21 protein-coding genes and 1 pseudogene are annotated in these 24,347 nt (G+C 62.5%); 13 read left to right on the top strand and 9 right to left on the bottom strand.

All coding sequences use genetic code 11. The features are described from left to right. The first annotated feature begins 50 nt into the window (after positions 1 to 50). The 3 genes from NKI21_RS07600 to NKI21_RS07590 are packed head-to-tail and all read left to right on the top strand — an operon-like array spanning position 51 to position 2,743. On the top strand, positions 51 to 881 hold the full coding sequence (locus tag NKI21_RS07600) for an ABC transporter ATP-binding protein (RefSeq protein WP_352865109.1): 831 nt from the start codon (positions 51 to 53) through the stop codon (positions 879 to 881). Next, on the top strand, positions 878 to 1,693 hold the full coding sequence (locus NKI21_RS07595) for an ABC transporter permease (protein WP_023809932.1): 816 nt from the start codon (positions 878 to 880) through the stop codon (positions 1,691 to 1,693). Before NKI21_RS07600 ends, NKI21_RS07595 begins: the two co-directional genes overlap by 4 nt. Before the next feature lie 39 nt (positions 1,694 to 1,732). Next, entirely contained in the window at positions 1,733 to 2,743 is a 1,011-nt protein-coding gene (locus NKI21_RS07590) for an ABC transporter substrate-binding protein (protein WP_352865105.1), read from the top strand. 38 nt (positions 2,744 to 2,781) lie between these two features. Here NKI21_RS07590 and NKI21_RS07585 read toward each other — a convergent pair whose 3' ends face one another. After that, the gene (locus NKI21_RS07585; RefSeq protein WP_352865102.1) at positions 2,782 to 3,207 is read right to left on the bottom strand and encodes a hypothetical protein; all 426 of its coding nucleotides are present in this window, start codon (positions 3,205 to 3,207) and stop codon (positions 2,782 to 2,784) included. A 154-nt stretch (positions 3,208 to 3,361) separates the two neighbouring features. Here NKI21_RS07585 and NKI21_RS07580 point away from each other — a divergent pair, with 154 nt between their 5' ends. The 8 genes from NKI21_RS07580 to NKI21_RS07545 all read left to right on the top strand — a co-directional run bounded on the left by NKI21_RS07580 (position 3,362) and on the right by NKI21_RS07545 (position 11,816). Then, positions 3,362 to 4,336, top strand: coding sequence for a putative B6 ABC transporter substrate-binding protein (locus NKI21_RS07580; protein ID WP_245486387.1), 975 nt, complete (start codon positions 3,362 to 3,364; stop codon positions 4,334 to 4,336). 78 nt (positions 4,337 to 4,414) lie between these two features. Next, positions 4,415 to 5,983 (top strand): putative B6 ABC transporter ATP-binding protein, encoded by a 1,569-nt coding sequence (locus tag NKI21_RS07575; RefSeq protein WP_352440320.1) that lies wholly within the window; start codon positions 4,415 to 4,417, stop codon positions 5,981 to 5,983. Further along, positions 5,980 to 7,077 (top strand): putative B6 ABC transporter permease subunit 2, encoded by a 1,098-nt coding sequence (locus NKI21_RS07570; RefSeq protein WP_023809927.1) that lies wholly within the window; start codon positions 5,980 to 5,982, stop codon positions 7,075 to 7,077. Before NKI21_RS07575 ends, NKI21_RS07570 begins: the two co-directional genes overlap by 4 nt. 3 nt (positions 7,078 to 7,080) lie before the next feature. Beyond that, complete coding sequence (locus NKI21_RS07565) at positions 7,081 to 8,016, top strand: putative B6 ABC transporter permease subunit 1 (protein ID WP_023809926.1); 936 nt, start codon at positions 7,081 to 7,083, stop codon at positions 8,014 to 8,016. A gap of 47 nt (positions 8,017 to 8,063) precedes the next feature. Further along, positions 8,064 to 8,870 carry a 4-pyridoxolactonase gene (gene pldA, locus NKI21_RS07560; protein ID WP_352440321.1) on the top strand — a complete coding sequence of 269 codons (807 nt, stop codon included), beginning with the start codon at positions 8,064 to 8,066 and terminating at the stop codon, positions 8,868 to 8,870. Between the two features lie 25 nt (positions 8,871 to 8,895). Beyond that, the gene (gene ppaT, locus NKI21_RS07555) at positions 8,896 to 10,074 is read left to right on the top strand and encodes a pyridoxamine--pyruvate transaminase (RefSeq protein WP_023809924.1); all 1,179 of its coding nucleotides are present in this window, start codon (positions 8,896 to 8,898) and stop codon (positions 10,072 to 10,074) included. Positions 10,075 to 10,107: 33 nt separating this feature from the next. Beyond that, a complete protein-coding gene (gene pldH / locus NKI21_RS07550) occupies positions 10,108 to 10,854 on the top strand; it encodes a pyridoxal 4-dehydrogenase, SDR-type (protein WP_023809923.1) in 747 nt (248 codons plus the stop codon). 125 nt (positions 10,855 to 10,979) lie between these two features. Continuing rightward, entirely contained in the window at positions 10,980 to 11,816 is an 837-nt protein-coding gene (locus NKI21_RS07545; protein ID WP_352440322.1) for a sulfite exporter TauE/SafE family protein, read from the top strand. Between the two features lie 21 nt (positions 11,817 to 11,837). Here the strand turns inward: NKI21_RS07545 and NKI21_RS07540 are convergent, their stop codons facing one another. Then, entirely contained in the window at positions 11,838 to 13,187 is a 1,350-nt protein-coding gene (locus tag NKI21_RS07540; RefSeq protein WP_352440323.1) for an HlyD family type I secretion periplasmic adaptor subunit, read from the bottom strand. Further along, the gene (locus NKI21_RS07535) at positions 13,184 to 14,953 is read right to left on the bottom strand and encodes a type I secretion system permease/ATPase (RefSeq protein ID WP_127290280.1); all 1,770 of its coding nucleotides are present in this window, start codon (positions 14,951 to 14,953) and stop codon (positions 13,184 to 13,186) included. Before NKI21_RS07535 ends, NKI21_RS07540 begins: the two co-directional genes overlap by 4 nt. A gap of 469 nt (positions 14,954 to 15,422) precedes the next feature. Here NKI21_RS07535 and NKI21_RS07530 point away from each other — a divergent pair. Together NKI21_RS07530 and NKI21_RS07525 are read left to right on the top strand one after the other, a co-directional pair. Next, positions 15,423 to 15,603, top strand: a pseudogene (locus tag NKI21_RS07530) (IS21-like element helper ATPase IstB); the annotation flags it as partial. A gap of 507 nt (positions 15,604 to 16,110) precedes the next feature. Further along, positions 16,111 to 18,207 (top strand): hypothetical protein, encoded by a 2,097-nt coding sequence (locus NKI21_RS07525; RefSeq protein WP_352865094.1) that lies wholly within the window; start codon positions 16,111 to 16,113, stop codon positions 18,205 to 18,207. 334 nt (positions 18,208 to 18,541) lie between these two features. Here NKI21_RS07525 and NKI21_RS07520 read toward each other — a convergent pair whose 3' ends face one another. The 6 genes from NKI21_RS07520 to NKI21_RS07495 all read right to left on the bottom strand — a co-directional run bounded on the left by NKI21_RS07520 (position 18,542) and on the right by NKI21_RS07495 (position 24,336). Then, on the bottom strand, positions 18,542 to 19,183 hold the full coding sequence (locus tag NKI21_RS07520) for a response regulator transcription factor (RefSeq protein ID WP_023809918.1): 642 nt from the start codon (positions 19,181 to 19,183) through the stop codon (positions 18,542 to 18,544). Between the two features lie 174 nt (positions 19,184 to 19,357). Continuing rightward, on the bottom strand, positions 19,358 to 19,720 hold the full coding sequence (locus NKI21_RS07515) for a EutQ-related cupin domain-containing protein (RefSeq protein ID WP_164893115.1): 363 nt from the start codon (positions 19,718 to 19,720) through the stop codon (positions 19,358 to 19,360). 2 nt (positions 19,721 to 19,722) lie between these two features. Beyond that, positions 19,723 to 21,156, bottom strand: a complete 1,434-nt coding sequence (locus NKI21_RS07510) for an NAD(P)/FAD-dependent oxidoreductase (RefSeq protein ID WP_352865090.1) — start codon at positions 21,154 to 21,156, stop codon at positions 19,723 to 19,725. After that, positions 21,156 to 22,334, bottom strand: coding sequence for an amidohydrolase (locus NKI21_RS07505; RefSeq protein WP_352796206.1), 1,179 nt, complete (start codon positions 22,332 to 22,334; stop codon positions 21,156 to 21,158). The genes NKI21_RS07510 and NKI21_RS07505 overlap by 1 nt, the downstream gene beginning before the upstream one ends. Then, the gene (locus NKI21_RS07500; RefSeq protein WP_128306010.1) at positions 22,331 to 23,140 is read right to left on the bottom strand and encodes an ABC transporter permease; all 810 of its coding nucleotides are present in this window, start codon (positions 23,138 to 23,140) and stop codon (positions 22,331 to 22,333) included. The genes NKI21_RS07505 and NKI21_RS07500 overlap by 4 nt, the downstream gene beginning before the upstream one ends. Beyond that, positions 23,137 to 24,336: an ABC transporter permease gene (locus NKI21_RS07495; RefSeq protein ID WP_352865087.1), complete on the bottom strand. Its 1,200-nt coding sequence runs from the start codon at positions 24,334 to 24,336 to the stop codon at positions 23,137 to 23,139. Before NKI21_RS07495 ends, NKI21_RS07500 begins: the two co-directional genes overlap by 4 nt. Positions 24,337 to 24,347: the final 11 nt, after the last annotated feature.

Raw genomic sequence — 24,347 nt, 5'->3', positions numbered from 1 at the left:
AATCCAGATGGTGCGGGTGCGGCAGAAAACAGCGCGCGGGGCGACAAGCGATGCGCATTGAAACCATCCGAGCCGCCGGCGACAGGCCGGCCCATATCCGCCATGACGATCTGATCTCCGCCAAAGGCGTTTCGGTGGTCATCGCCCGGCAGCTGATCCTCAGCAACATCGATCTTTCGGTGCCGAAGGGATCGTTCGTTTCCCTTATCGGTCCTTCCGGCTGCGGCAAGAGCACCTTGCTCAAGGTGCTGGCCGGACTGGTGCAGCCGACCCAGGGCAGCGTTTCGATCGCCGGGCTCGCACCGGTCGAGGCAGCGCGCAAGCGGATGATCGGCCTCGTCTTCCAGGACGCCAACCTGCTGCCGTGGAAGAACGCCGTCGACAATGCCTCGATGCTGCTCGGCATCGCCGACAAGTCGCTGTCGCGCTCGGAATTGCGGGCGCGCGGGCAGGAGATGCTTGAGCTGGTAGGTCTGGGCGATTCCTCTCACAAGCGGCCAAACGAGCTGTCTGGTGGCATGCGGCAGCGGGTCGCCATCGCACGAGCCCTGGCGCTCGATCCGGCGGTCCTGTTGATGGACGAACCGTTCGGCGCGCTCGATGCCATCACCCGCGATTCCATGGGTCAGTCGCTGCTGGAAATCTGGCAGCGGACCGGCAAGACGATCGTGCTCGTCACCCATTCCATCGACGAGGCCATCCATCTGTCGCGCCATGTTCACGTGCTGGGGATCAAGCCGGGGCGGATCACCGAGAGCCTCGACATTGCGCTGCCTTATCCACGCGACCTGTCGGTCACCGAAGATCCGGAGTTCGTCAGGCTGGTGGTCCAGTTGCGAACGATGCTGCGCTCCAGCCATCAGCCGGGAGGCGCGTCTTGAGCGACCAACCCATCACGGACCTTCCCGAGCCGCGGCTCGCCTCCAGCTGGAGTGCGGCGACCGGCAGTTGGCTGCCGGCGGTCATCCTGTTGCTGGTGACAATCGTAGCGTGGGAAGCCGCCGTGCGGATCTTTGCCATATCCGCCTTCATCATTCCCGCTCCGTCCGAGATCGCGAAGTCGCTGGTCGCGCAATGGGGCACGCTGATGCAGGCGACGCTGGTGACGGCGGGCGAGATCCTGTTCGGCTTCCTGGTCTCGGTCGTGGTCGGCATTGCCATTGCGCTGGTCATCGTGCGCTTCGACTGGTTGGGACGCGCGCTGTATCCACTGGTTGTGCTGTTCCAGAACGTGCCGAAAGTCGCTCTCGCGCCGATCTTCATTCTCTGGTTCGGCTATGGGCTGGCGCCCAAGATCGGCCTGATCCTGGTCATCGCCTTCTTCCCGGTGACGCTGTCCATGCTGGCGGGCATGCAATCGGTCGACCGCTCGCTGCTGTCGCTGATGAATTCGGTCGGGGCCAGCCCGACGCAGATCCTGTTCAGGATCCGCGTTCCGCACTCGCTGCCGAACCTGATGGCCGGGACCAAGATCGCCGCCACGTTGAGTGTGATCGGCGCTATCGTCGGTGAGTTCGCCGGGGCGTCGGACGGTCTCGGCTACGTCATCCAGTTCGCTTCGACCCAGCTCGACACGGCGCTGGTCTTCGCAGCGCTGCTGCTCGTTTCCGTGCTTGGCATCGCCTTCTACTACGCCGCCGAAATCCTCGAACGCATCGTGGTGCCGTGGGCGCCGAAATTCAGCCAGTCCTAGGCCCGCTCGATCAACCAAATTCACAAAAGGGAACAAAAAATGCTGAGACGCTCACTTATCAAGGCCGCTACCTTGGCGGCGTTTGTCGCAGCACTCGGTTTCTCCAACGCGGCTCTGGCGGCCGATAAGGTCAACGTCCAGCTCGACTGGGTGGTGCGTGGCAATCACGCCATGTTCTTTGTCGGCAAGGAAAAGGGCTTCTTCGCCAAGAACGACATCGATGTGGCCGAGATCCGCAAGGGATCCGGCTCGCCGGACGCAATGCGGCTGGTGGGCAATGAGAACGCGGATTTCGGCTTCGGCGATCTTCCCACGCTTGCCGTCGCACGGTCGCAGAATGTCCCGGTCGTGGCGCTGGCGGCCGTCAATCAGCACTCGCCGCTGGGGATCATTTCGCTGGCCAAGACGCTGAAGCTCACCAAGCCGTCCGACCTCAAGGGGCTGACCATCGGCATTCATCCGGCCGGCTCCACCTACATCTTCTTCAAGGGCTTCCTGGCCGCCAACGGCCTGACCGAAAAGGACATGACGCTGAACAGCGTCTCGCCTCCCTATGAAAGCTATCTGCTGCTTGGCCGGGTTCAGACGGTCGTCGGCTATATCGATGCCGAGGTTCCCGAACTGGAGGCTAAGGCCGGAGGCCCCGGCTCGCTCAGCATCATGATGGGGGCGGACCATGGGTGGAAAGCCTATGGCTCGGGCCTGTTCACTTCGCAAGCGATGATCAAGGACAAGCCGGACGTCGTGCGCCGCTTCGTCAAGGCGTACAGGGAGGCCTTCGACTATGTCGTGGCTCATCCGGAAGAGGCCGCCGAGATCACGGCCAAGGCAGCGCCCGGCTATGCGGACAAGAAGGACGTGCTGCTGGCGCAGATCAACGCCGACATCGCCTCGACATTCAGCAGCCCCGACACCAAGGAACACGGTCTCGGCTGGATGACGAAGACGCAGTGGGAGGAGACCCTAAAGACGCTGACGGACCAGGGCGTGCTCAAGGCGGCTCTGTCGGCGGACGACGTCTTCACCGACGCATTCCTGGCAAAAGAATAAGGGGCGCGCGGTGTTCGAACGGAAAGATCGATGAGCGCCTACCGGCAGACCAGGCTGTCCTGCGCCATGGCGCAGGACACATCACGCTCGCCTTTCGCCGCATCGGCGCGGTCGAGCGTGACCTGCACGCGGGTGGCATATGCCCGGCTCGCCAGACCGCACCACAGCCGCTCGACGGGCAGGTTCTCGCGCTTGTCGTTGAGGATCGTGAACGTGCCGGTCTTCGCATCGAACCAGAGCTCGACGCGGGTCTTCTTGCCCGGCTCGATCGTTGCGATCCCGGCTGAATACCAGTGGGCGAAGTCGGCGTTGCAGGAGAGGCCTTCGCTGCCCGCATTCGAAATCGTCAACGGAACCATGTCGAGCCCGTCAGTGCCGGTGCGGACGGTGACATGGTGCAACTCAACCGCGTTGGCGAAGGACGACAACGCCAGCATCACCGGAAGGGCATAACGGATCTTCACTTTGCCTGAGCTCCATATATAAATTTCGCAGGCAGTCTATCTCGCTTTCGCGCAATAACAATAAGAATGTTGATTGGTAAATCAAAACAGAGAGGGTAACATGTTAAAGATTCTCAAGAGCAGTGTAAGTGCAGTTATATTGAGCGGTGTCTTGATGAGCGGCGCGCTTGCCGGCGAGGTCAAGTCGATCGCCATCCTGACGCCCGAAGAAGGCACGGACTATGGCTGGAACCAGCAAGGCATCGACGCTGCCAAGGCGGCGGGCAAAGCCGCAGGTGTCGAAGTGGTCGTGGCCCAGGGTCTCGGCTATGGCGACGTTCGTCCGACCTTGCGGGAACTTGCCTCCGACGGCGCCAGCCTGCTGATCGCTCATGCCAGCGGCTACAACACCTCGGCGCCCGAAATCGCCAAGGAACTGAAAGTTCCGGTGGCGATCGTCGACACGCCAGCCGGCTTGGAGAAGGGCCTCGTCGCCGACTACACGCTGAGCGGCCACGAGGGTGCCTATCTGGCCGGCCGTCTCGCCGGCAAGGTGTCGCGTTCCAAGTCGGTCGGCATCGTCGTCTCGGGCGAACCGCCATCGTGGAATTCGCAGTCGGCGGCGTTCGCACAAGGCGTGAAGGCGGAGAACCCTGACGTCAAGATCACCTATGCGGTGATCGGCCCTGCCGCCTACAGCGACGCGGCCGGCGGCAAGCGCGTCACCGAAAGCGTGATCGCATCCGGTGCCGACATCATCTTCGGCCAGGGCAACGGTTCGAGCTTCGGCATGCTGCAGGCGGTCGAGACGACCAAGGCAGCCGATGGCGGCAAGGTCTATTTTATCGACGTCATCGGCGACAAGACACCGATCGACAAGGGCTTCCTGCTGTCGTCGGTGGTGTGGAACATCGAGCCGGTCTATGCGGCGATGATTGCCGACCTGAAGGCCGACACGTTCGGCACCAAACACTATACGATCGGCCTCAAGGACGACTCGGTTAAGCTGCTGAAGACCGCTGCGATCCCGGACAATGTCTGGACGGAAATCCAGGCGCTGCGCGAGGACGTCATTTCCGGCAAGATCAAGGTCGAGCCGGTCTATGACGCGGCCGCCGTAAGGGCACTGATGACCAGCGTCGCCCAGTAAGGCGATCACGGTCAACTGCCGGAGGGGTGATCCGTTCACCCCTCCGGACGATTCCCGTTTTTTTGGTGCTGGGCTTTCATGAGCGGTTTTTCTTCATCGTCCGTTGCCGGGCGCGACATCGTCGCGCTTGAAGGCGTGACCAAACGGTTCCCCGGCATCGTTGCCAATGACAGCGTCGACCTGTCGATCCGCCCGGGCGAAGTGCATGTGCTGCTGGGCGAGAACGGCGCTGGAAAATCGACACTGATCGGCATGTTGTCCGGCCTGCAGCAGCCGGACGAAGGACGCATACTGGTCGACGGCAAACCGACGCCGATCACGTCGCCGCGCCATGCGCTGGCACTCGGCATTGGCACCGTATTCCAACACATGATGCTGGTGCCGACGCTGACGGTGGCGGAGAACCTCCTGCTTGGCGGGCCGTGGTGGCAGCGCCCCAGGACCGAGGAACTGGCGGCGCGCGTCGCCGAGATCACCGGCACGCTCGGCATCACCGTCAAGCTTCAAGCCAAGGTATCGGAGTTGTCGCTCGGTGAGCAGCAGCAGGTCGAGATCCTGCGCGCGATGCTGCGCAACAGCCGGCTGCTCATCCTTGACGAGTCCACCTCCATGCTGACGCCGAAAGGTATCGACGAACTGGGCGCGCTGATGCGCCGCCTTGTCGAGCAGGGCCTGGCGATCGTCTTCATCACCCACAAGCTCAAGGAGGCGGCTGCCTTCGGCGACCGCATCTCGGTGCTGAAGCTTGGCCGCAAGGTCGGAGAGATCCCGCCCGAGCGGTTTCGCACGCTGGGCGAACAGGAGATCGTCTCCGAGATCGTGGAATTGATGTTCGGCAAGCAGAAGGATGATCCGGAAGCCGTCGAGCGTCCGGTCCGCACTGCCCGAGCAGAAGCGGCCCCGCTGCTTCAGGTTACGGATCTGGCGGTAGCACCGACGGACAATGCACCGGGCCTGTCGTCGATCTCCTTCGACATCCGCCCGGGCGAGATCCTGGGCATAGCCGGCATCGACGGCAACGGCCAGAAGCAGCTGGCGGAAGCGCTGGCCGGCCAGCGTACAGCTGCCGGCGGCTCGGTGCGGCTGGAAGGCGCCGCCATCGAGACGCTGAGCGTCGGCGAGCGCCGCCGGCGCGGCCTTCGCTACCTGACCGACGACAGGCTGGGCGAGGGCACTGTCGGAACCTTCCCGGTCTCGATCAACTTCTTTCTCAAGCAGGTCGGCGCGGCTCCGTTCTGGCGCAACGGCGTCGAGCAACGCGCGGAGATCGACAAGCGCGCCGCCCAGCTCGTGCGCGAATATGATGTGCGTACGCCGAGCCTGAAGACGCCTGTCGCGCGGCTGTCCGGCGGCAACATCCAGAAGGTGCTTCTGGCGCGAGAACTGGCTGAGGGCGCCAAGGTGGTGATCTTCAACAAGCCGACCTACGGGCTCGATCTCGCCAACACTTTGGCGTCGCGCCAGCGCATCCGCGACACGGCGGCGCGTGGCCTTGCGGTGCTGCTGATCTCCACCGACCTCGAGGAATTGCTTGGCATGTGCGATCGCATCGCCGTCATCGCCGACGGAGCTTTGGTCGGCACCGTCGAGAATGCCGACGACGCCCGCACCAAGGTCGGTCGCCTGATGATCGGACTTGCCGCATGAGCATTGACACCGCACCCACGGTCAGTGCTACCGCACTCGATGCCACGAGCGGGGCAACGACGCGCCGCGACATCCTGCATCGGCTGCTGATGACGCTCGGCCCGATCCTCATCGCTCTCGTCATAGCCGGCTGTATCCTGCTTGCCGTCGGCGTCGACCCGCTCGCCTATTATGGCTTCGTGCTGGAGAAGGGACTGTTCTCGCCGCTCGGCATCCAGCAGACGCTGACGCGCATGGCGCCGCTGCTGTTTCTTGCCGCCGGCCTGATCGTGGCCTTTCGCGCCGGCATGTGGAATCTCGGCGGCGACGGGCAGTTCCTGCTTGGCGCGGTGACGGCGGCTGCCAGCGCTCCCGTGTTCGTGCAGATCATGCCAGCCTGGCTGGCGCTGTTCTGCTCGTTCCTCGTCGCCATGGTGGTGGCGATGATCTGGTCGCTGGTGCCGGCCCTGCTGCGTGCCTATCAGGGCGTCAACGAGATCATCACCACGCTGATGATGACGTTCCTCGGCACTTCGCTCGCCAATGTGCTGGTCAAGCTGGCATTTCGCGATCCGGGAACGACCGTGCCGCAGACGCGCACGCTGCCGGTGGAGGGCCGGCTGCCGCGCCTGTTCGAAACGACCATCACCAGTGGCCTGCTGCTTGGGCTGGCGGCGATCGTCATCGTGCATCTGGTGATGACGCGCACGGCGTTCGGGCTGAAGCTGAGGATCGTCGGCGCCAATCCACGCGCGGCGGTTCACTCGGGGCTCGGCGTTCCCGGCCTGACCGTTGCCGTCTTCGCCATTTCCGCCGGGCTGGCCGGACTTGCCGGCGCTGTCGACATCATCGGCGTCCAGGGCAATGTCCGCGCCGACTGGAATCCCGCCTACGGGCTTGCGGTGATACCCGCTGTCTTTCTCGCCCGCATGAACGGCTTTGCAGCCATTGGTTTCGTGTTCCTGCTCTCGGTGCTTTCGATCGGCGGCGAGAGCGCGGCGCGCCGGCTCGGCGTGCCCAATCATTTCACGCTGGTGCTGGTTTCCATCGTGCTGATCGTGCTCGCGCTCGCCGAATATTTCGATCACCGATACAACCAGTCGCGGAGGGCCTAGGGCATGACCGGGCTGTTCAGCGAAGTCTTTCTCAGCGCGCTCCTGTTCGGCGCCGTCACCGCGGCGATCCCGCTGCTGCTTGCCGGGCTCGGCGAGCAGATCTCCGAGAAGGCGGGCGTGCTCAATATCGGCATCGAAGGGATGATGCTGGCCGGCGCCTATCTCGGCTTTGTCGGCGCTTTCTATTCGGGGTCGCTGTGGCTGGGCTTTCTCACCGGTGCCGCTGGCGGCGCCGCGGTGGCGCTTGTCATGGCGCTGCTTTGCGTGCGCATCGGGCTGAACCAGATCGTCATCGGCATCGCGCTGACCTTGGGGCTCGAGGGCCTGACGGCACTGCTCCACCATTTCCAGTTCTCACGCAGCTACCCGCGCCTGCCCGCGGCGGATGCTACCGTCATTCCGCTGCTTTCGGGCATCCCGGTCATCGGGCCTGCATTCTTCAAGCATCATCTGATCGTCTATCTGGCGGTCGCGCTGGTTTTCGGCATGAGCTACCTCTATCGGCGCACGCAACTCGGCCTCAATTTGCAGGCGGCAGGCGACAAGCCGGCCGCGCTCGATGTCGCCGGCATCGATGTCGTGCGGACCCGCACCATCGCCGTGTTGACGACCGGAGCGCTGGCTGGGCTCGGCGGCGCCTATCTCGCCAATGTCGGGGCTGGGCTGTTCATTCCGTTCATCACCAATGGCGCGGGCTTTCTCGGCATCGTGCTGGCCATGCTGGCGCGCGGTCGCCCGATCTGGGTGCTGTTCGGCGCGTTGCTGTTCGGCGTCTGCCTGTCGCTGACGACGGCCATGCAGGTGGCCGGCATCAACATACCGACCGACATCATCCAGATGCTGCCGTTCCTGGCGGTGATGATCATGCTGGTGCTGTTCGGCCGGCGCGCGAGCCTGCCGGCGGCGCTCGGCATTCCATACGAGCGCGGCGCGCGCTGAGCACAATTCATGCGCGGACGGGACCCGCGCCAATAAAGGAGGCAAGAATGTCGGATACCAAGGTCTACCTGCTCGACGGCGGCTCGCTCGTTCTCGACGGCTATCATGTGTTCTGGAATCGCGGCCCTGGCGGTGAAGTGCGCTTCCCCGTCTATTCGATCCTGATCGAGCATGCCGAGGGTCGGTTCCTCATCGACACCGGCTACGACTACGACCACGTGATGAAGGTGCTGCCGTTCGAAAAGCCGATCCAGGAAAAGCACCAGACCATCCCCGGCGCCCTGGCGCTGCTCGGCCTTGAGCCGAAGGACATCGACGTCGTCGTCAACTCGCATTTCCACTTCGATCATTGCGGCGGCAACAAGTATTTTCCGCATGCCAAGAAGATCTGTCATCGGACCGAGGTGCCGCAGGCCTGCAATCCCGAGCCCTTCGAACATCTCGGCTATTCCGACCTGAGCTTTTCGGCGGAGGCTGCCGAAGCGCGTGGCGCGACCGCACAATTGCTTGCGGGAACGACACGGGCGAATTCGACCTTCGAAGGCATCGATGGCGACGTCGAGCTTGCCAGGGGTGTCCGGCTGATCTCGACGCCCGGTCATTCGATCGGCCATTACAGCCTGCTGGTAGAGTTCCCCAAGCGCAAGCCGATCATGTTCACCATCGACGCGGCCTATACGCAAAAGAGCCTTGAAATGCTGTGCCAGGCGGCCTTCCACATCGATCCGGTGGCGGGCGTCAATTCGATGCGCAAGGTGAAGAAACTCGCCGAGGACCATGGCGCCGAGTTGATGTACTCGCACGACATGGACAACTTCAAGACCTACAGGACCGGCACGCAATTCTACGGCTGACCGCCTGCAATCGGGAGACAAGACGATGCGCTATCTCGAACACGCCGATCCGGTCATCACCCTGACCGCGGGGCCGGTGAACGCCTATGCCGAAGTGCTGCGCGGCCTCGGTCGCACGGTGCTCTACGACTACGACCCGGCGTTCCAGCTTTTTTACGAGGGTGTGGTCGACAAGGCGCAAAAGGCGATGCGGCTGTCGAACAAGCCGGTCATCCTGCATGGCGAGCCGGTGCTTGGCCTGGAGGCCGCCGCGGCCTCGCTGATCACGCCGGACGATGTCGTGCTCAACCTTGCCTCGGGAGTCTACGGCAAGGGCTTTGGCTATTGGGCGAAGCGCTATTCGCCACATCTGCTCGAGATCGAGGTGCCCTACAACGAGGCGATCGATCCGCAGGCGGTCGAGGCAATGCTGAAGGCGCATCCGGAGATCACCGTCGTTTCCGTCTGCCACCACGACACGCCGTCCGGCACCATCAATCCGATTGACGCCATCGGCGCGCTGGTCTCAGCCCATGGCGGTTACCTCATCGTCGATGCCGTCTCGTCCTTTGGCGGCATGAAGACGCATCCCGAGGATTGCAAGGCCGATATCTATGTCACTGGCCCGAACAAATGCCTGGGCGCGCCTCCCGGCCTCACGATGATGGGTGTCAGCGAGCGGGCCTGGGCCAAGATGAAGGCCAATCCTCTGGCGCCGCGCGCGTCGATGCTCAGCATCGTCGACTGGGAGCATGCGTGGTCGCGGGACAAGCCGTTTCCATTCACGCCGTCGGTCTCGGAGATCAACGGGCTCGATGTCGCGCTCGACCTCTATCTCAATGAGGGACCGGAGGCTGTGTGGGGGCGCCATGCACTCACCGCCAAGGCCATGCGCGCCGGCGTTGCCGCGATGGGTCTGTCGATCTGGGCTGCCAGCGACAGCATCGCGTCGCCGACCACGACCGCTGTCCGCACGCCCGAAGGCATCGACGAGAAGGCGCTTCGCCAGGCCGCGCGCGCCCGCTACGGCGTGGTGTTTTCGTCTGGCCGCGGCGAAACCTTGGGCAAGCTGACACGCATCGGCCACATGGGTCCGACCGCCCAGCCGATCTATGCGATCGCGGCGCTCACGGCGCTTGGCGGCGCCATGAACGCGGCCGGCCAGAAACTGGCGATCGGCAAGGGTATCGACGCGGCGCTGGCCGTGATCGACGCCGACGCCTGAACAGACATCACCACGGATTGAGGGAGCATTTTCATGACTGAACGGCTTGCGGGAAAGACGGCCCTGGTTACAGGCGCCGCGCAGGGTATCGGCAAGGCGATCGCAACGCGGCTGGCCGCCGACGGGGCAACCGTCATCGTCAGCGACATCAATGCCGAAGGCGCCGGGGTGGCGGCCGCGACGATAGGCGGGAAGGCGAGGGCGATCGCCGCGGACATTTCCGATTCGGCATCCGTCAAGGCGCTCTTCGCCGAAATCCAGACCCTGACCGGGGGCATCGACATCCTGGTCAACAATGCCAGCATCGTGCCGTTCGTCGCCTGGGACGATGTCGATCTCGACCATTGGCGCAAGATCATCGACGTCAATTTGACCGGCACTTTTATCGTCAGCCGTGCCGGTACGGACCAGATGCGTGCGGCGGGGAAGGCCGGACGGGTGATCAGCATCGCATCCAACACCTTCTTTGCCGGCACGCCGAACATGGCGGCCTATGTCGCGGCCAAGGGTGGCGTCATCGGTTTCACCAGGGCGCTCGCCACCGAGCTTGGCAAATACAACATCACCGCCAATGCGGTAACGCCCGGCCTGATCGAGAGCGACGGCGTCAAGGCGAGCCCGCACAATGAGGCGTTCGGCTTCGTCGAGATGCTTCAGGCGATGAAAGGCAAAGGGCAGCCGGAACATATCGCCGACGTGGTTTCGTTCCTGGCCTCCGACGATGCGCGCTGGATTACCGGCCAGACGCTCAATGTCGACGCCGGGATGGTGCGCCACTAACCAAAAGCGCATTCCAAAAACGCTATGACCCTTCTGGGCGACCTGCATTTTTTGGGTCGCAACAGCGGGAGCGCGGCCGTGCCCGCAAGGCCGTGCCGCAAATAGCCAATCAAGGAAAAATCACGGTGGACTTCGGATTCGACACGTCGGTTTTCGACGGGCTGACGATTGCAATGCTGGTCGCTGGCTTGGCCATGACCGGAATGGCCTCCGGCGTGCTCGCCGGTCTGCTGGGAGTCGGCGGCGGCATCGTCATCGTCCCGGTGCTGTTCTGGGTGCTTAGCCTGTTCCACTTTTCGCCTGCTGTGATCAGCCATCTGGCGGTCGCGACCTCGCTCGCGGTCATCATCCCCACCTCGATCTCGTCGATGCGGTCGCACAACAGGCGCGGCAATGTCGATCGGCCTCTGCTCACTCTGTGGGGACCGGCCATTTTCGCCAGTGCCCTCGTCGGCGGCATCATGTCGAAATTCATCCCGGGCGCCGGCTTGCGGCTGGTCTTCGGCGTCGTCGGCCTGCTGGTGGCCGTCAACATGGCGCTGCCGAAGCACCTCGTGATCTCCGATCACCTGCCGCAAAGCGGCTGGATCAACCGCGCGATCGCTGCTGTGATCGGCTTTGTCTCTTCGCTGATGGGAATTGGCGGCGGCACGCTCTCGGTGCCGACGCTTTCCAGTTTTTCCTTTCCGGTGCATCGTGCCGTCGGCACATCGTCGGCGCTTGGCCTGCTTATCGCGCTTCCGGCAGTGGCCGGCTTCATCTGGTCGGGTCTTGAAATCGCCGGCAGGCCTCCGCTCAGCCTGGGTTACGTCAGCCTGCCGGCGGTTGCCATCATAGCGCCCATGAGCTTTCTGTTTGCACCGTCGGGCGCCAAGCTCGCCCACGCGCTCAACCCGCGCTACCTGAAACTCGCCTTTGCGTTCTTCCTGGCGATCACGGCCGGGCGAATGTTGCTGTCTTGAATTTCGTTGGGCGGCGTACGGCTATTTTTCCCGCATGGCCCGGCGGAAGTTCTGCGTGATTGGCTCGGCGAGATAAGAGAGCACGGTGCGAGCCCCCGTCCGGATCATCGTCTCGCTCGACATGCCGGGCAGCAGCTTGCGGCCCTCCAGCTTGCCGAGTTCGCTTTTGTCGATCACAACGGTCGCGGCGAAATAAGGTGCGCCGCTGCGTTCCTCAACCATGCGGTCAGCCGACACGATCTCCACGACGCCCTCGAGCGGCGGCAGGTTGTAGCGAGCGAACGCCGGGAAGCTGACGCGCGCGGGCTGTCCGGGTGCGATCGTCTCGACATCCTCCGGCTTGACCATGGCCTCGACCACGAGTTGTTGTCCGAGCGGCACGATCGTCATCAATGTCTCACCGGGTTTCACGACGCCGCCTGCCGTATGGACCTTCAGGTCCATGACGATGCCGTCAACCGGTGCGGCGACGTTGGTGCGGTCAAGCACGTCCTTGGCGGAGCGCTCCTGCTGTCCGAGGTCGAACAACTCCGCCTCGACCTTGCTCAACTCATCGACGGCCTGGTTCAGCCGCACTGTGTTGAGGTTCAGGATCTGCATATCAATCTCGGCCATGGCGCTTCCGGCACGGGCGATTGCGGCAATGTTGGTAGCGCGCTCCCCTTCGATCTCCCGCTGTTGGCGTCTGAGCAACAGGTTCCGTTCGCGGGTGGTCAGCCCTTTCTTGAGCAGCCCCTCAAGGTCTTTGCTTTCATCCTCGATTGCCTCGATCTGTTTGTCTTCGGTGACGATAAGCTGCTCCAGTCCCGTTATCTCTTCCTCGACCTGGTGACGGCGCTGGCCGAGAATTTCCCGCTCGTCCTTCAGATTGTGGTGCTTCGCGGCAAACACGTCACGCTGTGCGGCCACCGCGTCCTTCACGGCCGTGGCGGGGTCTGCGAGCAACGCCGGATTGAACTCGATCCCGGTCTTGCCGTCACGCTCGGCCCTGAGACGCGCGGCCAGCGCCTCACGCGTTGCTATCCGGTTCTGGATCAGGTCGAGCTGCGCCTTTGCCTGCGTGTCGTCGAGCCGGACGAGGACCTTGCCGGTCTTGACGATATCCCCGTTGGCGGCGTTCAACTCTGCGATGATGCCGCCCTCGAGGTGCTGGATGAGCTTGCGGTCGCCGGCCACCTTGATAACGCCCGGCGCCACGGCGGCGCTGTCCAACGGCGCCAGTGCCGCCCAGCCCCCGGCCACGCCGAAGAACAGGAACATGATCGCGAACCCGGTGCAGGTCACGCCGGTGAGACGCAGCGGCACCGGTTCCAGCAGCGAGGGCGGGGGAAGGGGTAGCGGCACGACGTTCAATCCGGGGGGGCGGCTCATGCTTCCTTGACCTCTTTGATTTCCTTGACCACTTCAAGGGCTGGCAACTGGGCCGCCTTGGGCAGATGGGCCACCTTGCTGACACGGTTGGCGAGTTCGTTGAAGACATGGTCGCGCGGCCCGAAGAGATCCTGCTGACCTCTGTTGAGCACCAGTATCTTGTCTATCTTGTCCAAAAGGTTGGGGCGGTGCGCGATCAGGATAACGGTTGTGTTCGTGGCCTTGGCCACGCCGAGAGCAGCAATCAATGCCTCCTCGCCCTCTCTGTCGAGGTTGGAATTGGGTTCGTCGAGGATAAGCAGCGCGGGGTCGCCGTAGAGTGCCCGCGCCAGCCCGATGCGCTGGCGCTGCCCGCCTGACAGGACGGCGCCGGATTCGCCGATCTCGGTGGCGTAACCCTTCGGCAGTCCCTTGATCAGTTCGTGGACTCCTGCCAACTGCGCGGCCTCGACCACCTTGTTGAAGACCGCCGGGTTGAGCGTCGCGAAGCGGCAAATATTTTCGGACACGGTGCCGGCGAAGAGTTCGATGTCCTGCGGTAGGTAGCCGACATGACGGCCACGGTCTTCCGCCGCCCATTGGGCAACATCCGTTCCGTCCAGCAAGGCGCGCCCCGCGGACGGGCGCCAGGCACCGGCGAGTATGCGCGCCAGGCTCGTCTTGCCAGCCCCGCTCGGACCGATCAACGCCATCGCTTCACCCGGCTCGAGGCGGAAGTTGATGCCTTTCAGGATATGTTCGCCACCCTGTCGGGCAAGCACAATGTTCTCGGCCTCGAACCTGCCTTTCGGTCGTGGTAGCGGCAGAACCGGTGTGGATTCCCGGTGCTGTCCGGCGACAGCGGTGAGACGCCGATAGGCGGCACGCGCTCCGAGCGTCGCCTTCCATGTGCCGATGGCTTGCTCGACCGGTGACAATGCGCGGCCCATCAGGATCGAGGCGGAGATCATGATACCGGGCGAGGCCTCGTTGCGAAGTACCAGATAGGCGCCGAGGCCGAGTATCGCCATTTGCAGGGCCAGCCGGTGACAACGCGCGATAGCCGCGATGGCCCCACCCCGGTTGGCGGCAAGAACCTGTCCTTTGTTCGCCTCGTCCTGCTGTGCCTTCCAGCCCTCCAACAGGGGCTTCAGCATGCCCATGGCCTGGACGACCTCGGCGTTGCGGATTGCAGCCTCGGCCTGCACATATGCCCGCGACTGCGCACCCGCAGCCTCGGTCAAGGGCTTTCGCGTGACGTATTCGTTGAGCAGTGCCAAAGCGAACAGGACGATCCCGCCGCCGAGCGCCAGCCATCCAAGCCATGGGTGCATGACAAAAATGGCAGCGAAAAACAGCGGCGCCCAAGGCGCGTCGAGGATCGGGAAGACGCTCGGGCTGGTGAAGAAATTCCGCACCTGGTCCAGATCGCGCAGCGGACGGGCGTTGGCCTGGCCAGGCGCCGACGCGGCGTATTCCACCGATGCGGTCAGCAGAACCGGTCCCAAGCGCGCGTTCATCCATGATCCGACCTTGGCTAGAAGACGCCCGCGTATTACTTCCAGCCCGGCGAGCGTCCCGAGCGCGGCCGCCGCCATCAGCGACAGCATCACCAGCGTCTCCAGGCTATGGCTGCCGAGTACGCGGTGGTAGACCTGGAGCATGTAAAGCGCCCCGGTCAGCATCAGCACGTTGATGCCTCCGCTGAACCAGATCAGCGGCCGAATGGCGCGTTTGATCTCTTTCATCACCACCTGCAGGGCAGGGGGCTGTTGCTTGGTTTTCATCGCTATTTCTCTGGTGTGCGGAGTGACATCCGGCGCAAGGGATTGCAGTGAGGCCAGCCATGAGCTGCTATGGTGGGTGCCATCGAGATTCCCCCTTTTTGAACGCATCAAGAAAAGGGGATCCCCATCCCCAGATGCCCTAACGCGCTGAATTGCGGCCTTTGATCCTCGATTGTGGCGCCGCCGAAGAGGAGGCGTCCATTCCCGGTTCGATAGTATTGAGGTCAATGTCCGCACCTGATCGAACGATATATATCTTTCGATAGATCAGGCTGACGCAGGCGCTGCGGTGGGTATCACGGCCGATGCCATCACGCGGCTTTCCGGCCCCCTTTGCCGCTTCATGTCGATGCCAGTTGAGAGTGGGGTGTCAGAGGAGGCCCGTTCCTGGACGCTCAGCGCCTTTGCCATGCCCAGGCCAGCTCCGCCCGGCTGCCGAGGTGCAGCTTCTCGTAGACGTGATAGGTGCAACGTCGTCGATCTGCTCAACCAGCTCAAGACCGAGCGTCGCGCCGGCAAGCAGGGCCGCATCGCCGACTATCTCACCCGCCTCGGCTTCGTCGTCCTCGATGAACTCGGATCGTCTCACGCATCACTGTGAGATCATCGAGACTGTCAATGAGTCCCGGCGCTTCAAGAACCGCGCCTGATCAACACAACACGGCCAAGCTCATCCGCGCTCGCCAGGCTGCGCAACCCGATAAGCTCCGGCGAGCGCTAAGCGACGTGCCCTACATAAAGGGGGACGCCGATCGGGGCCAGTTTTGCAAGGCGTTTGACACGTATGGTTTGCTCCGGGCGCGGGCATTCACTACGGCGCTTCTCCGCCAGGTCAATATTCCCATTTATATTGACGCCGGCGACCCTATCGAAAACGATATATATCGTTCGATATAGGTCATAATACTACCAGACGGAAAGTTGACTTGCCATCCTTAGGCTGCGCCAAATTGACCCCTGAGCATCTGGGGTTTGTTAGCATTTCAAGTGGCATCTCAAGTGATGGCGGACGGGCAATCGTAGTTGTCCAAGCCTCCGGAACTTACGCACGTCAAGGCGTGCTCTGTTCCGGTTCTCGAAATCCACCATTTTCGGCGCGCCCTGACCTCATTCCAACTGACCCTGGGGACAGCTCGATCACAATTGGGAGGAAGATTATGACCACTATTACCGACACCAATCTCGTTCTCGACGAGCAAATCGGCGTACAAACCGTCACCGATGATAACGATGTCCTCCTCGACCAGACGCTGAGCGACGCGCTCACCGCTCTCGGCGTGCTTGGAATCAGTCCTACCGACCCCACGACAGGGTTCCCGCAGGTGGCTGTCAACACCGCCCTCCTTGACACAACCGGCGCGACCGATCTGGCGCTGTCGATTCCCGATGACGGCCCGGGCGGCACCACGAGCGGCCTCTTTACCGTCGACGGTGTGGAAATCTTCCTCTACAATGAGGGCGGCATCATTTATGGACGCGAGGCCGACGCTAATGGGGACGCGGACCCTGCGGGCGACCTAGCGTTCGCGGTTGCGCTTGACCTGACCGGCGGCGTGTCGTCAGCGCAGATTTACCTCATTCAATACGAACCGTTGCATCACAACGATCCGCTCGCCGTTGACGATGGAGACATCCTGTCTTTTGCCGAAGGCAAGATCACACTGGATGTAACGACCACTGAGCTCGTAACGACGTTTCAGGTGCTGGACTTCGCGTCGATCCCGTCAGGTAGCCCACAGGAGACACTCACGGTTGCGACAGCCGATCTCACTGACAATCACAGCGCCAAGTTTGATGGCATCATCTTCCCGGCAGGTGCAGTCACTGATCCGACGACCATCAACAAGAACCCCGGAACCAATGATGATCTGAATCCCGACGCCGTCGGCTTCGGTGTGAAGGGGGGCCAAGCCTCTCAGATGAATCAAAATGAGGGCTTCTTCGTCCAAGACGCGGCCTGGACTTCTGCCACTCCGGATGCGAACGAGATCGGCGGCATCAGGTTCGACGTCCAGGGCATAGGCGGTGTGAAGAGCGTTAACATCGAGTGGTGGACTATCGATAATGGGGTGATAGTTGAGCATGGCACTGACAAAGTAACTTTACCTTCCGGCAGCGCCGTCTTTGAGAATTATACCATCGAGTCGGCGGATAGCGTCGATCAAATCTACGTTCGATTTACCTACGACACGAAGCAGAGCACCTCCGGTGTGCGCGTTGAGAACCTTGAAGTCGCGTTCCCATCATCGAGCGAGGTGACGGTCGTCAACCACGAGGATCTCGGGACGCACCTCGTGTTTGAGGATGCCGGGCCGACGTTCGACGGCATCACTGGTGATGCAACGCCGTTCCAAGTCGGATTGGCCGCCAATCAACAGGACACAGGGACGTTCGACCTTACTCCCGGAGCCGACGGCTCACACGTCACCATCACCCAATATACCGATCTCGGTGGCGCTGACATCGAGGAGATTCTCACCAACGACGGAACCACGCTGACGTACCGCGACGTGGCCACCGATGCGGATCTTTACCAACTGAACGTGACCGACTCGGGATACACCTTCGACGTGCTCTTCACACCCCAGGGTGAGCAGTCCGACCTCAACTTCAATGCGGTCAAGTCGGGCGGTCCCCAGGAGACCTTGACAGTACCCACGGTGGATAACACCGGCAGCATCGTCTTTGACGGCCTGATCTTCAACGCTACGCCCGTAGCGGACGCGACCGAGGCAGCCTTTGTGCCGTTCAACACCACTCCACTGGGAGGCCCGACTGTAGCGGCTGACGACCTTAACCCCGATGCAGTTGGTTTCGGCGTGAAAGGCGGTCAGGCTTCGCAGATCAATAACAACGAGGGCTTCACCTTCTCCACTGCGGACGGGTCTGACATCAACAATCTAACCTTCGCGGTCGCAGGAATTGGAAACATCAACGCCATCACCGTAGAATCGTGGCTTTACGACGATGGCGGCAATCTGATCGATCACACCATCGAAAACGTTACTGGCTTGCGCTCGGGCAATCAGACCGTGACCATCGATGACGATGGTGGGCAAGCCTTCGACACGGCCTACGTTCAGTTCCACGTCGGCGGTGCCAACTCGGGTGTTCGCATCCTCGACTTCTCGACGAGCATCGAGGGCCCAGTTGACGATCAGCCGTTCGAATTCACTCTGGCAAACACCGACCTCGACGGGGATGCTGCTACGCAAACACTGAGCATCCTCGCAAGCCAGGACTTCATCGTTTGATGACGTTCTCGCAGCCTTCATTAGCTTCAACGCAGACGATCCGGCCCCCTTCGAGGGGCCGGACGTTCAAGACACCAAGGCTCTGGACTCAAACTAGGCGACATGCAAAGCGGCGGCTTGCGGTGTATGCTGTGGCGGCTTTCCGACAACCAGCCTCTTTGGCTGAAGGAACCGGAGGAGGGGAGAGCCAGCAACCGCCAAGCCAATCTCCAATGCCCCGGTTATCAGGCGGGTCGGACCGAGAGCAGGCTGTCGCAATCGCGGCCGATGCCATCGCGCGGCTTTCCGGCCCGCTGCCGGCCTCACGTCGATGCCCGTTAAAAAAGTGCTGCTTTCAGAGGAGGCCCGTTCCTGGGGGGGGGGCGAGGCTTTTGCCGTGCGTCATCCAGGCCAGTTCCGCCCGGCCGCCGAGGTGCAGCTTCTCGTAGACGTGATGCAGGTGCATCTTCACCGTGCCTTCGGATAAATGCAGCCGCTGCGCGATGGTCTTGTTGCGCAGCCCGCGCGAGACGAGATCGGCGATCTCGGTCTCCCGCCCGGTCAGCCGGGACATTGGCTGCGGCTGCGACCCGGGCATCAGCAGCTGCTGGACGATCTTGTTGTCGATCCACTTCTTGCCCGCCGCCACCGCATTCACGCATTCGATGAGAAAGCGGTGGCTGATGCCGTCCAGAAACAGGCCGTCGACGTCGAGCGTCTGTATCTCCTTGACATCCAGCCTGCCGGTTGGCTGCACGATGAAGATGATGCCGAGAGCGCTGTTGCCGGCCTTCAGCCGTGAGGAGAGACCTGATGTCTGCTGGTCCGCGAGATCCACGCCCACGATGACGATATCAGGCTGATGGCGCTCCACATGAGCGAGAACGTCCACAGGGCGGCGGCACTGGGCGACAACATCGTGTCCAGCCTTCTGCAAAACCCATTCCAGACCGGCGAGATATACCCCTCGCGGGTCCGCCACGACCAACGTCGACATGCGAACACCGTCCGTAACAAACGCAACGAACTTGGTTAAGTACCCATTAATCAGGAAATCAGAGCCTGGATCGATTGTCAAGAAATAGCTAATATACATATTGCTATAATAACGACCCGCTTCTGCCAGGCGGCCCGGCGCCGTGAAAGGCCAACCTATGATATGCCTGTCACTTCAAGGTTCTAACGTCCCTTGCCGCGCGGCCCAGTCATACGGGTACAGGCAGTAAAAATAGCCGGTGCGTTCGGTTGCGATGTATTTCAGATGCGTGCCATTGGGCAGCCAGACGATGTCGCCAGGGCGGCATTCGTGGCGGCCGTCATCCAGTTCGATCGTCAGCGTGCCTTCATGGATGAACAGCACCTCGTCATAGGTCACGGTCCAGTCGATCGAGGCGTTCTCCAGATACTCGATGCCACCGCCCATGGTCCGGCTGATCTCGGCATTGATGACGCGCGCGATCGACGACGTTCCGGTCGGCGTGACTGATGGCTTCAGAGTCAACTCGCTGTGCTTGAAAATCTTGGCCTTGGACATTGTCATCCTTTCTTTGCGCGAAGATTGGCTTTGGAAGGAGTGACGCCGGACGGAGCCAGCCCGGCGAGCCATCTCGTCACCGGATCCAGCTTGCGTCCGGCATGTTCGAGATCGTCGCGCCGACGCACCGCGCCACGGACGAAATGCGCACCGACGAAGCGAAAGGGTTCGGGCGGGAAACCGCGCGCCACCGGACGCACCAGCGCCGAATGCGTCAGTTCCGATTCGCCGTCAGTCAGCAGGCCGGTGAGGATCTCGCCGCCGATATAAGCCATTGTCGTGCCATTGCCGGAAAAGCCGTAGCCGTAGACGACATCGCGGTTAGCGGGCAAAGCGCCGAACAGCGGCACGCCGCTGACCGTCCGGTCGATCGGGCCGTTCCACGATGTCTCGAGCGGGAAATCGGCGAGCGCCGGGTGGCCATCCCGCAGCGCACGACGCATTTCGGCGACCCGTGGCGACAGGCCATGGAAACGCTGGTCGACGATGCCGCCGAAGCCAATGACGCCACCGCTGACGCCGACGGACAGCCGACCATCGCGCGTCGGAGACCAACCGCCAACGAAGACGCGGGAATCGATCATCAGCGGCGCCCGGCGGTAGCCGACCTTGTCGAGAAGGTCTGGAATGGGCTGTGACATGGCGTCGTCGCTGGAGATGTTGAAGATCGCAGGGGCCAGTTCCGGAATCGCGCCGGACCAGGCATTCATGGCAAGCACGACCTTGCCGCAGGACACAGTTCCTTTCGCCGTTTCCACCGTGAGCTTGCCACGTCGTGAAAACCGCTTCATCGGCGACTTTTCATAGATCCGAACGCCGCGGTTCAGCGCTGCACGACGCAGGCCGCGCACCAGGAACCCTGGATGCACAGTTGCCGACGAAGCGTCGAACGCACCGCCAAGGTGGCTCGTCGTACCGGCCATTGCCGCGATCTCAGGGCGCGAAACTCGCCGCGCCGGGGCGTAGCCATGCGCTGCCAGCTTGTTTAACGCGTCGTCCCAGGCGCCAAGCTGTGCTTCGCACGTAGCGCCCCAAATCCAGCCGACGCGATCGAACCAGGCGTCGATTGCCTCGGCCTTGCAGAAAGCCTCGATGCCGCCGATCGCGGCTTCGGATGCCTTGATGATCGAAAGCGCGTCGTTTCCGTCGCGCAGCGCGGCAAGCGCGCTGTATTTGGTCCATGCCGAAAGCACCATTCCGGAATTGCGGCCGCTCGGGCCACCACCACAAATGTCGCGCTCTACAATGACAACATCGAAGCCTGGATTGTGCTGCTTGAGGCGAATGGCGGTCCACAGTCCGAGATACCCGCCGCCGACGATGCAGATGTCGGCCTGCGTTGTCTCTTCGAGCGGAGGCGCAAGGTCCGGGTCCTCGGGCAATGCCTGCCGCAGCCAATGGCTCCGCCAGCGGATGTCTTTTTCCGGCAACTGCATCACGATGCGCCTGCCGCGGACAGGCGGCGCTCCACCAGCCTGACCCAAAGACTGGCGCCCATCGGCAGGATAGCGTCGTTAAAATCGTAATTGGTGTCGTGCGCGGCGGCCTGGTGCGCGTCGTCCGCCTGGCCAAGCAAGAAATAGCAGCCCGGCCGCTGTTCCAACATGTAGCAGAAATCTTCAGAACCCATCTCGGGAGGCGGATCGACGACGAGACGTTCCGAGCCCATCACCTCGTTCGCAATCGCGATCATCGCGTCGGCTTGCGCCGGAGTGTTGATCGTCGGCGCGAAGGGCGTTTCGTAGCGAATATCGACGCTGGCGCCAAAAGCTTCAGCCTCGTTTTTCGCGATGCGGCGGATTGCCGTCTCCAGCGTCTTTTGAACCTGATGGTCGAAGGTGCGCACGGTGCCGGTCAGAAACGCCGCATCGGGGATGGTGTTGAAGGCTTCGCCGGCGCGCAGGCTGCCAACGGTGACGATTGCCGGAGAGTGCACATCGGTCAGGCGTCCGGGCAGGGCTTCTATCGCCAGCAGGATGCGCGCGGCGCTGGGAAGTGGATTGATCGCAAGATGCGGCATCGCCGCATGGCCGCCCCTTCCATGCACGACGATCTCGAAGCGATCGGCCGCCGCTGCCACCGTCTCATGGTGGACGGCGATCTCGCCCAGCGGCCGTTCGCAATTGTGCAGCGCGTAGACTTCATCGCAGGGGAAACGCTCGAAAAGGCCCTCATTCAGCATGGCGAGTGCCCCACCTCGGCCCTCCTCGGCCGGCTGGAAAATGAAATGCACGGTGCCGGCGAAGTCGGGCGAGCGGGCAAGCGCCGAGGCTGCGCCGAGCAGCATCGTCGTGTGACCGTCATGGCCGCAGCCATGCATCCTCCCGGGAATGCGGGACGCATGCGGCAGCGGCCGCGCCTCGGTCATCGGCAGGGCGTCCATGTCGGCTCGGATGCCAAGCCCGCGACCAGCGCCGAGCCTGCCCCTGAGCGTACCCACGACGCCTGTCCGACCGACGCCTTCGATCGTCTCGATGCCCCACGAGCGCAGTTTGTCCGCCACGAAACGCGCCGTCTCGAACTCTTCGAAGCCGAGTTCTGGATTGGCATGCAGATGCCGCCGCCAGGCCGTCATCTCTGTCTCCAACTGCTGCACCGATGGAACCAGTCTCATGCCGATGCCCTTGCGCGGAGAGTTTGCGAGCGGCTCTGAAGGATGGCGATGACACCAAGCAGGGTCGCCGAGAAGGCGATCAGCAGCACAGCGACGGCCGCGATAGCAGGGCTGATGGACTCGCGAACCCCGGAGAATATCATGCGAGGCAAGGTTCGCTCCGCGCCTGTCGAGAGGAAACTTGCGACGACGACTTCGTCGAAAGAGATGATGAAGGCGATGATGGCCCCTGTAATGACGCCCGGCGCTATCAGCGGCAGCACTACCTTGAAGAATGTGCGCATGGTGCCGGCGCCGAGCGATGCCGCCGCGCGAACCAATGTCCGGTCGAAGGTCGAAAGGCTGGCGACGACAGTCGTCAGCATCACAGGCACGGCCATCGCCGTATGCACCAGAATGATCGATAGCTTGTTGCCGACGAGTCCCAGTGTGGCGAAGAATGAAAAGGCCGCGACGCCGACGATGACAACCGGCGTCACCAAGGGCGCGGCGATGACCGCGTAGAGGATCCGTTTGCCGGCAAAATTGCCCCAGGCGAGTCCGATCGCCGCAGGTATGCCGAGCAGCAACGCCAGAACCGTGGTGGATATCCCGATGACGATCGAGTTCCACAGCGCGTTCGGCCAACGCTGGTCGACCCACAGTTCGGCATACCAGCGCAGCGACCAGCCCGGCGTCGGAAATGCCAGCGAATTGCTCGAGGTCAGCGACATAGGGATCACGATCAGCAGGGGTAGGATGATGAACGCCAGCAACGTCGCCGCATAGGCATACATCAGCCACTTCCGGAAGCGGTCGGCGCTCATGCGACATGCGCCTTGCGGCGGAAGAGGACGGACGCCGTCCAGAACAGCAACGCAAACAGGACGAGGATCATCAGCAGTTGCAGCGAAAGCGCTGCACCCATGCCCCAGTTCAGTGTGCTGTTCGTGTAGAAAGCTATGTAGCTGGAGATCATCTGGTCGGTCGGCCCGCCGACAAGCGTCGGGGTGATGTAATAGCCGAGAGCGAAGACAAAAACGATCGCCCCGCCAGACAGGATTCCTGGCAGGATCAACGGCAACTGCACGCGGCGCCATGCCGTGAGCCACGGCGCACCCAGCGAAAGTGCCGCGCGCATGTAGGTGGTCGGAACCCGCCGCATGACAGCGACGACGGAGAGCACCATCATGGGCAGCAGAACCTGAACCATCGCCAAATAGAGCGAAAAGCGTGTGTAAATGAGATTGAGCGGCTCGCTGACGATGCCGAGGCCAAGCAGCGTGGAATTCACGGGTCCGTTCTTCTGCAGCACGATAATCCAGATGACGGTGCGCACCAGCAGCGATGTCCAGAGCGGAAACAGGATCAGCGCGAACATGAGCTTCGACCAGGCCGGCGGCGCGCTGACAATTGCCTGCGCCAGCGGCACGGCGAGCACCGCGCAGATGACGGTCACCACGATGCTGATCCAGATCGTGCGTAGCAGCGCGTCGACGAAGATGGCGCGGTCGGCGGAAACGGCTTCGATTGAATTGTCCGCGCCTCGCTTCAGGTCCAGGCTCGCAAGCAGATAATAGTCCGTTCGCGCGCTTTGTTGACGCGCGATGACCTGCCAGAGATCGATGTCTTTCCAGCCGGCCTGTTTGGAGAGCACCTCGCCGCGCACGGGACGCATAGTCAGCTTGCCGTCGGCCGCATCCTTTGCCGTCTTGATGACGAGGAAACGGCTGCCGACGACGCGCTGGTTCACGAGTTGCGCCAGGACGCCTTCCTTCCCGGCGCGCCGCGCGTCGGCCAGGTCCTCGACGAGTGCTGCAAAGACGGGTTCGCCAGGCAGGCCGCTATCTGCTTTCCAGCCCGCCAGAGCGGCAATTGTACGCGGCAGGTTGTTCGAGAAATCCGAGTTGTCGACGGCCAGAGCGAGGAAGCGCGCCACCGGCCACAGAAACAGAATGACGACGAACAGGATAAGCGGGGCCGTCAACAGGGCGAGCATGCCGCCCCGTTGACGCCGCTTCATAGCCGGCTTTG

The sequence above is a fragment of the Mesorhizobium sp. M0715 genome (assembly GCF_040320355.1).
Taxonomy (GTDB): domain Bacteria; phylum Pseudomonadota; class Alphaproteobacteria; order Rhizobiales; family Rhizobiaceae; genus Mesorhizobium.
The sequence above is the reverse complement of the archived record's forward strand: the minus strand, read 5'-3'. Positions and strand labels throughout refer to the sequence as shown.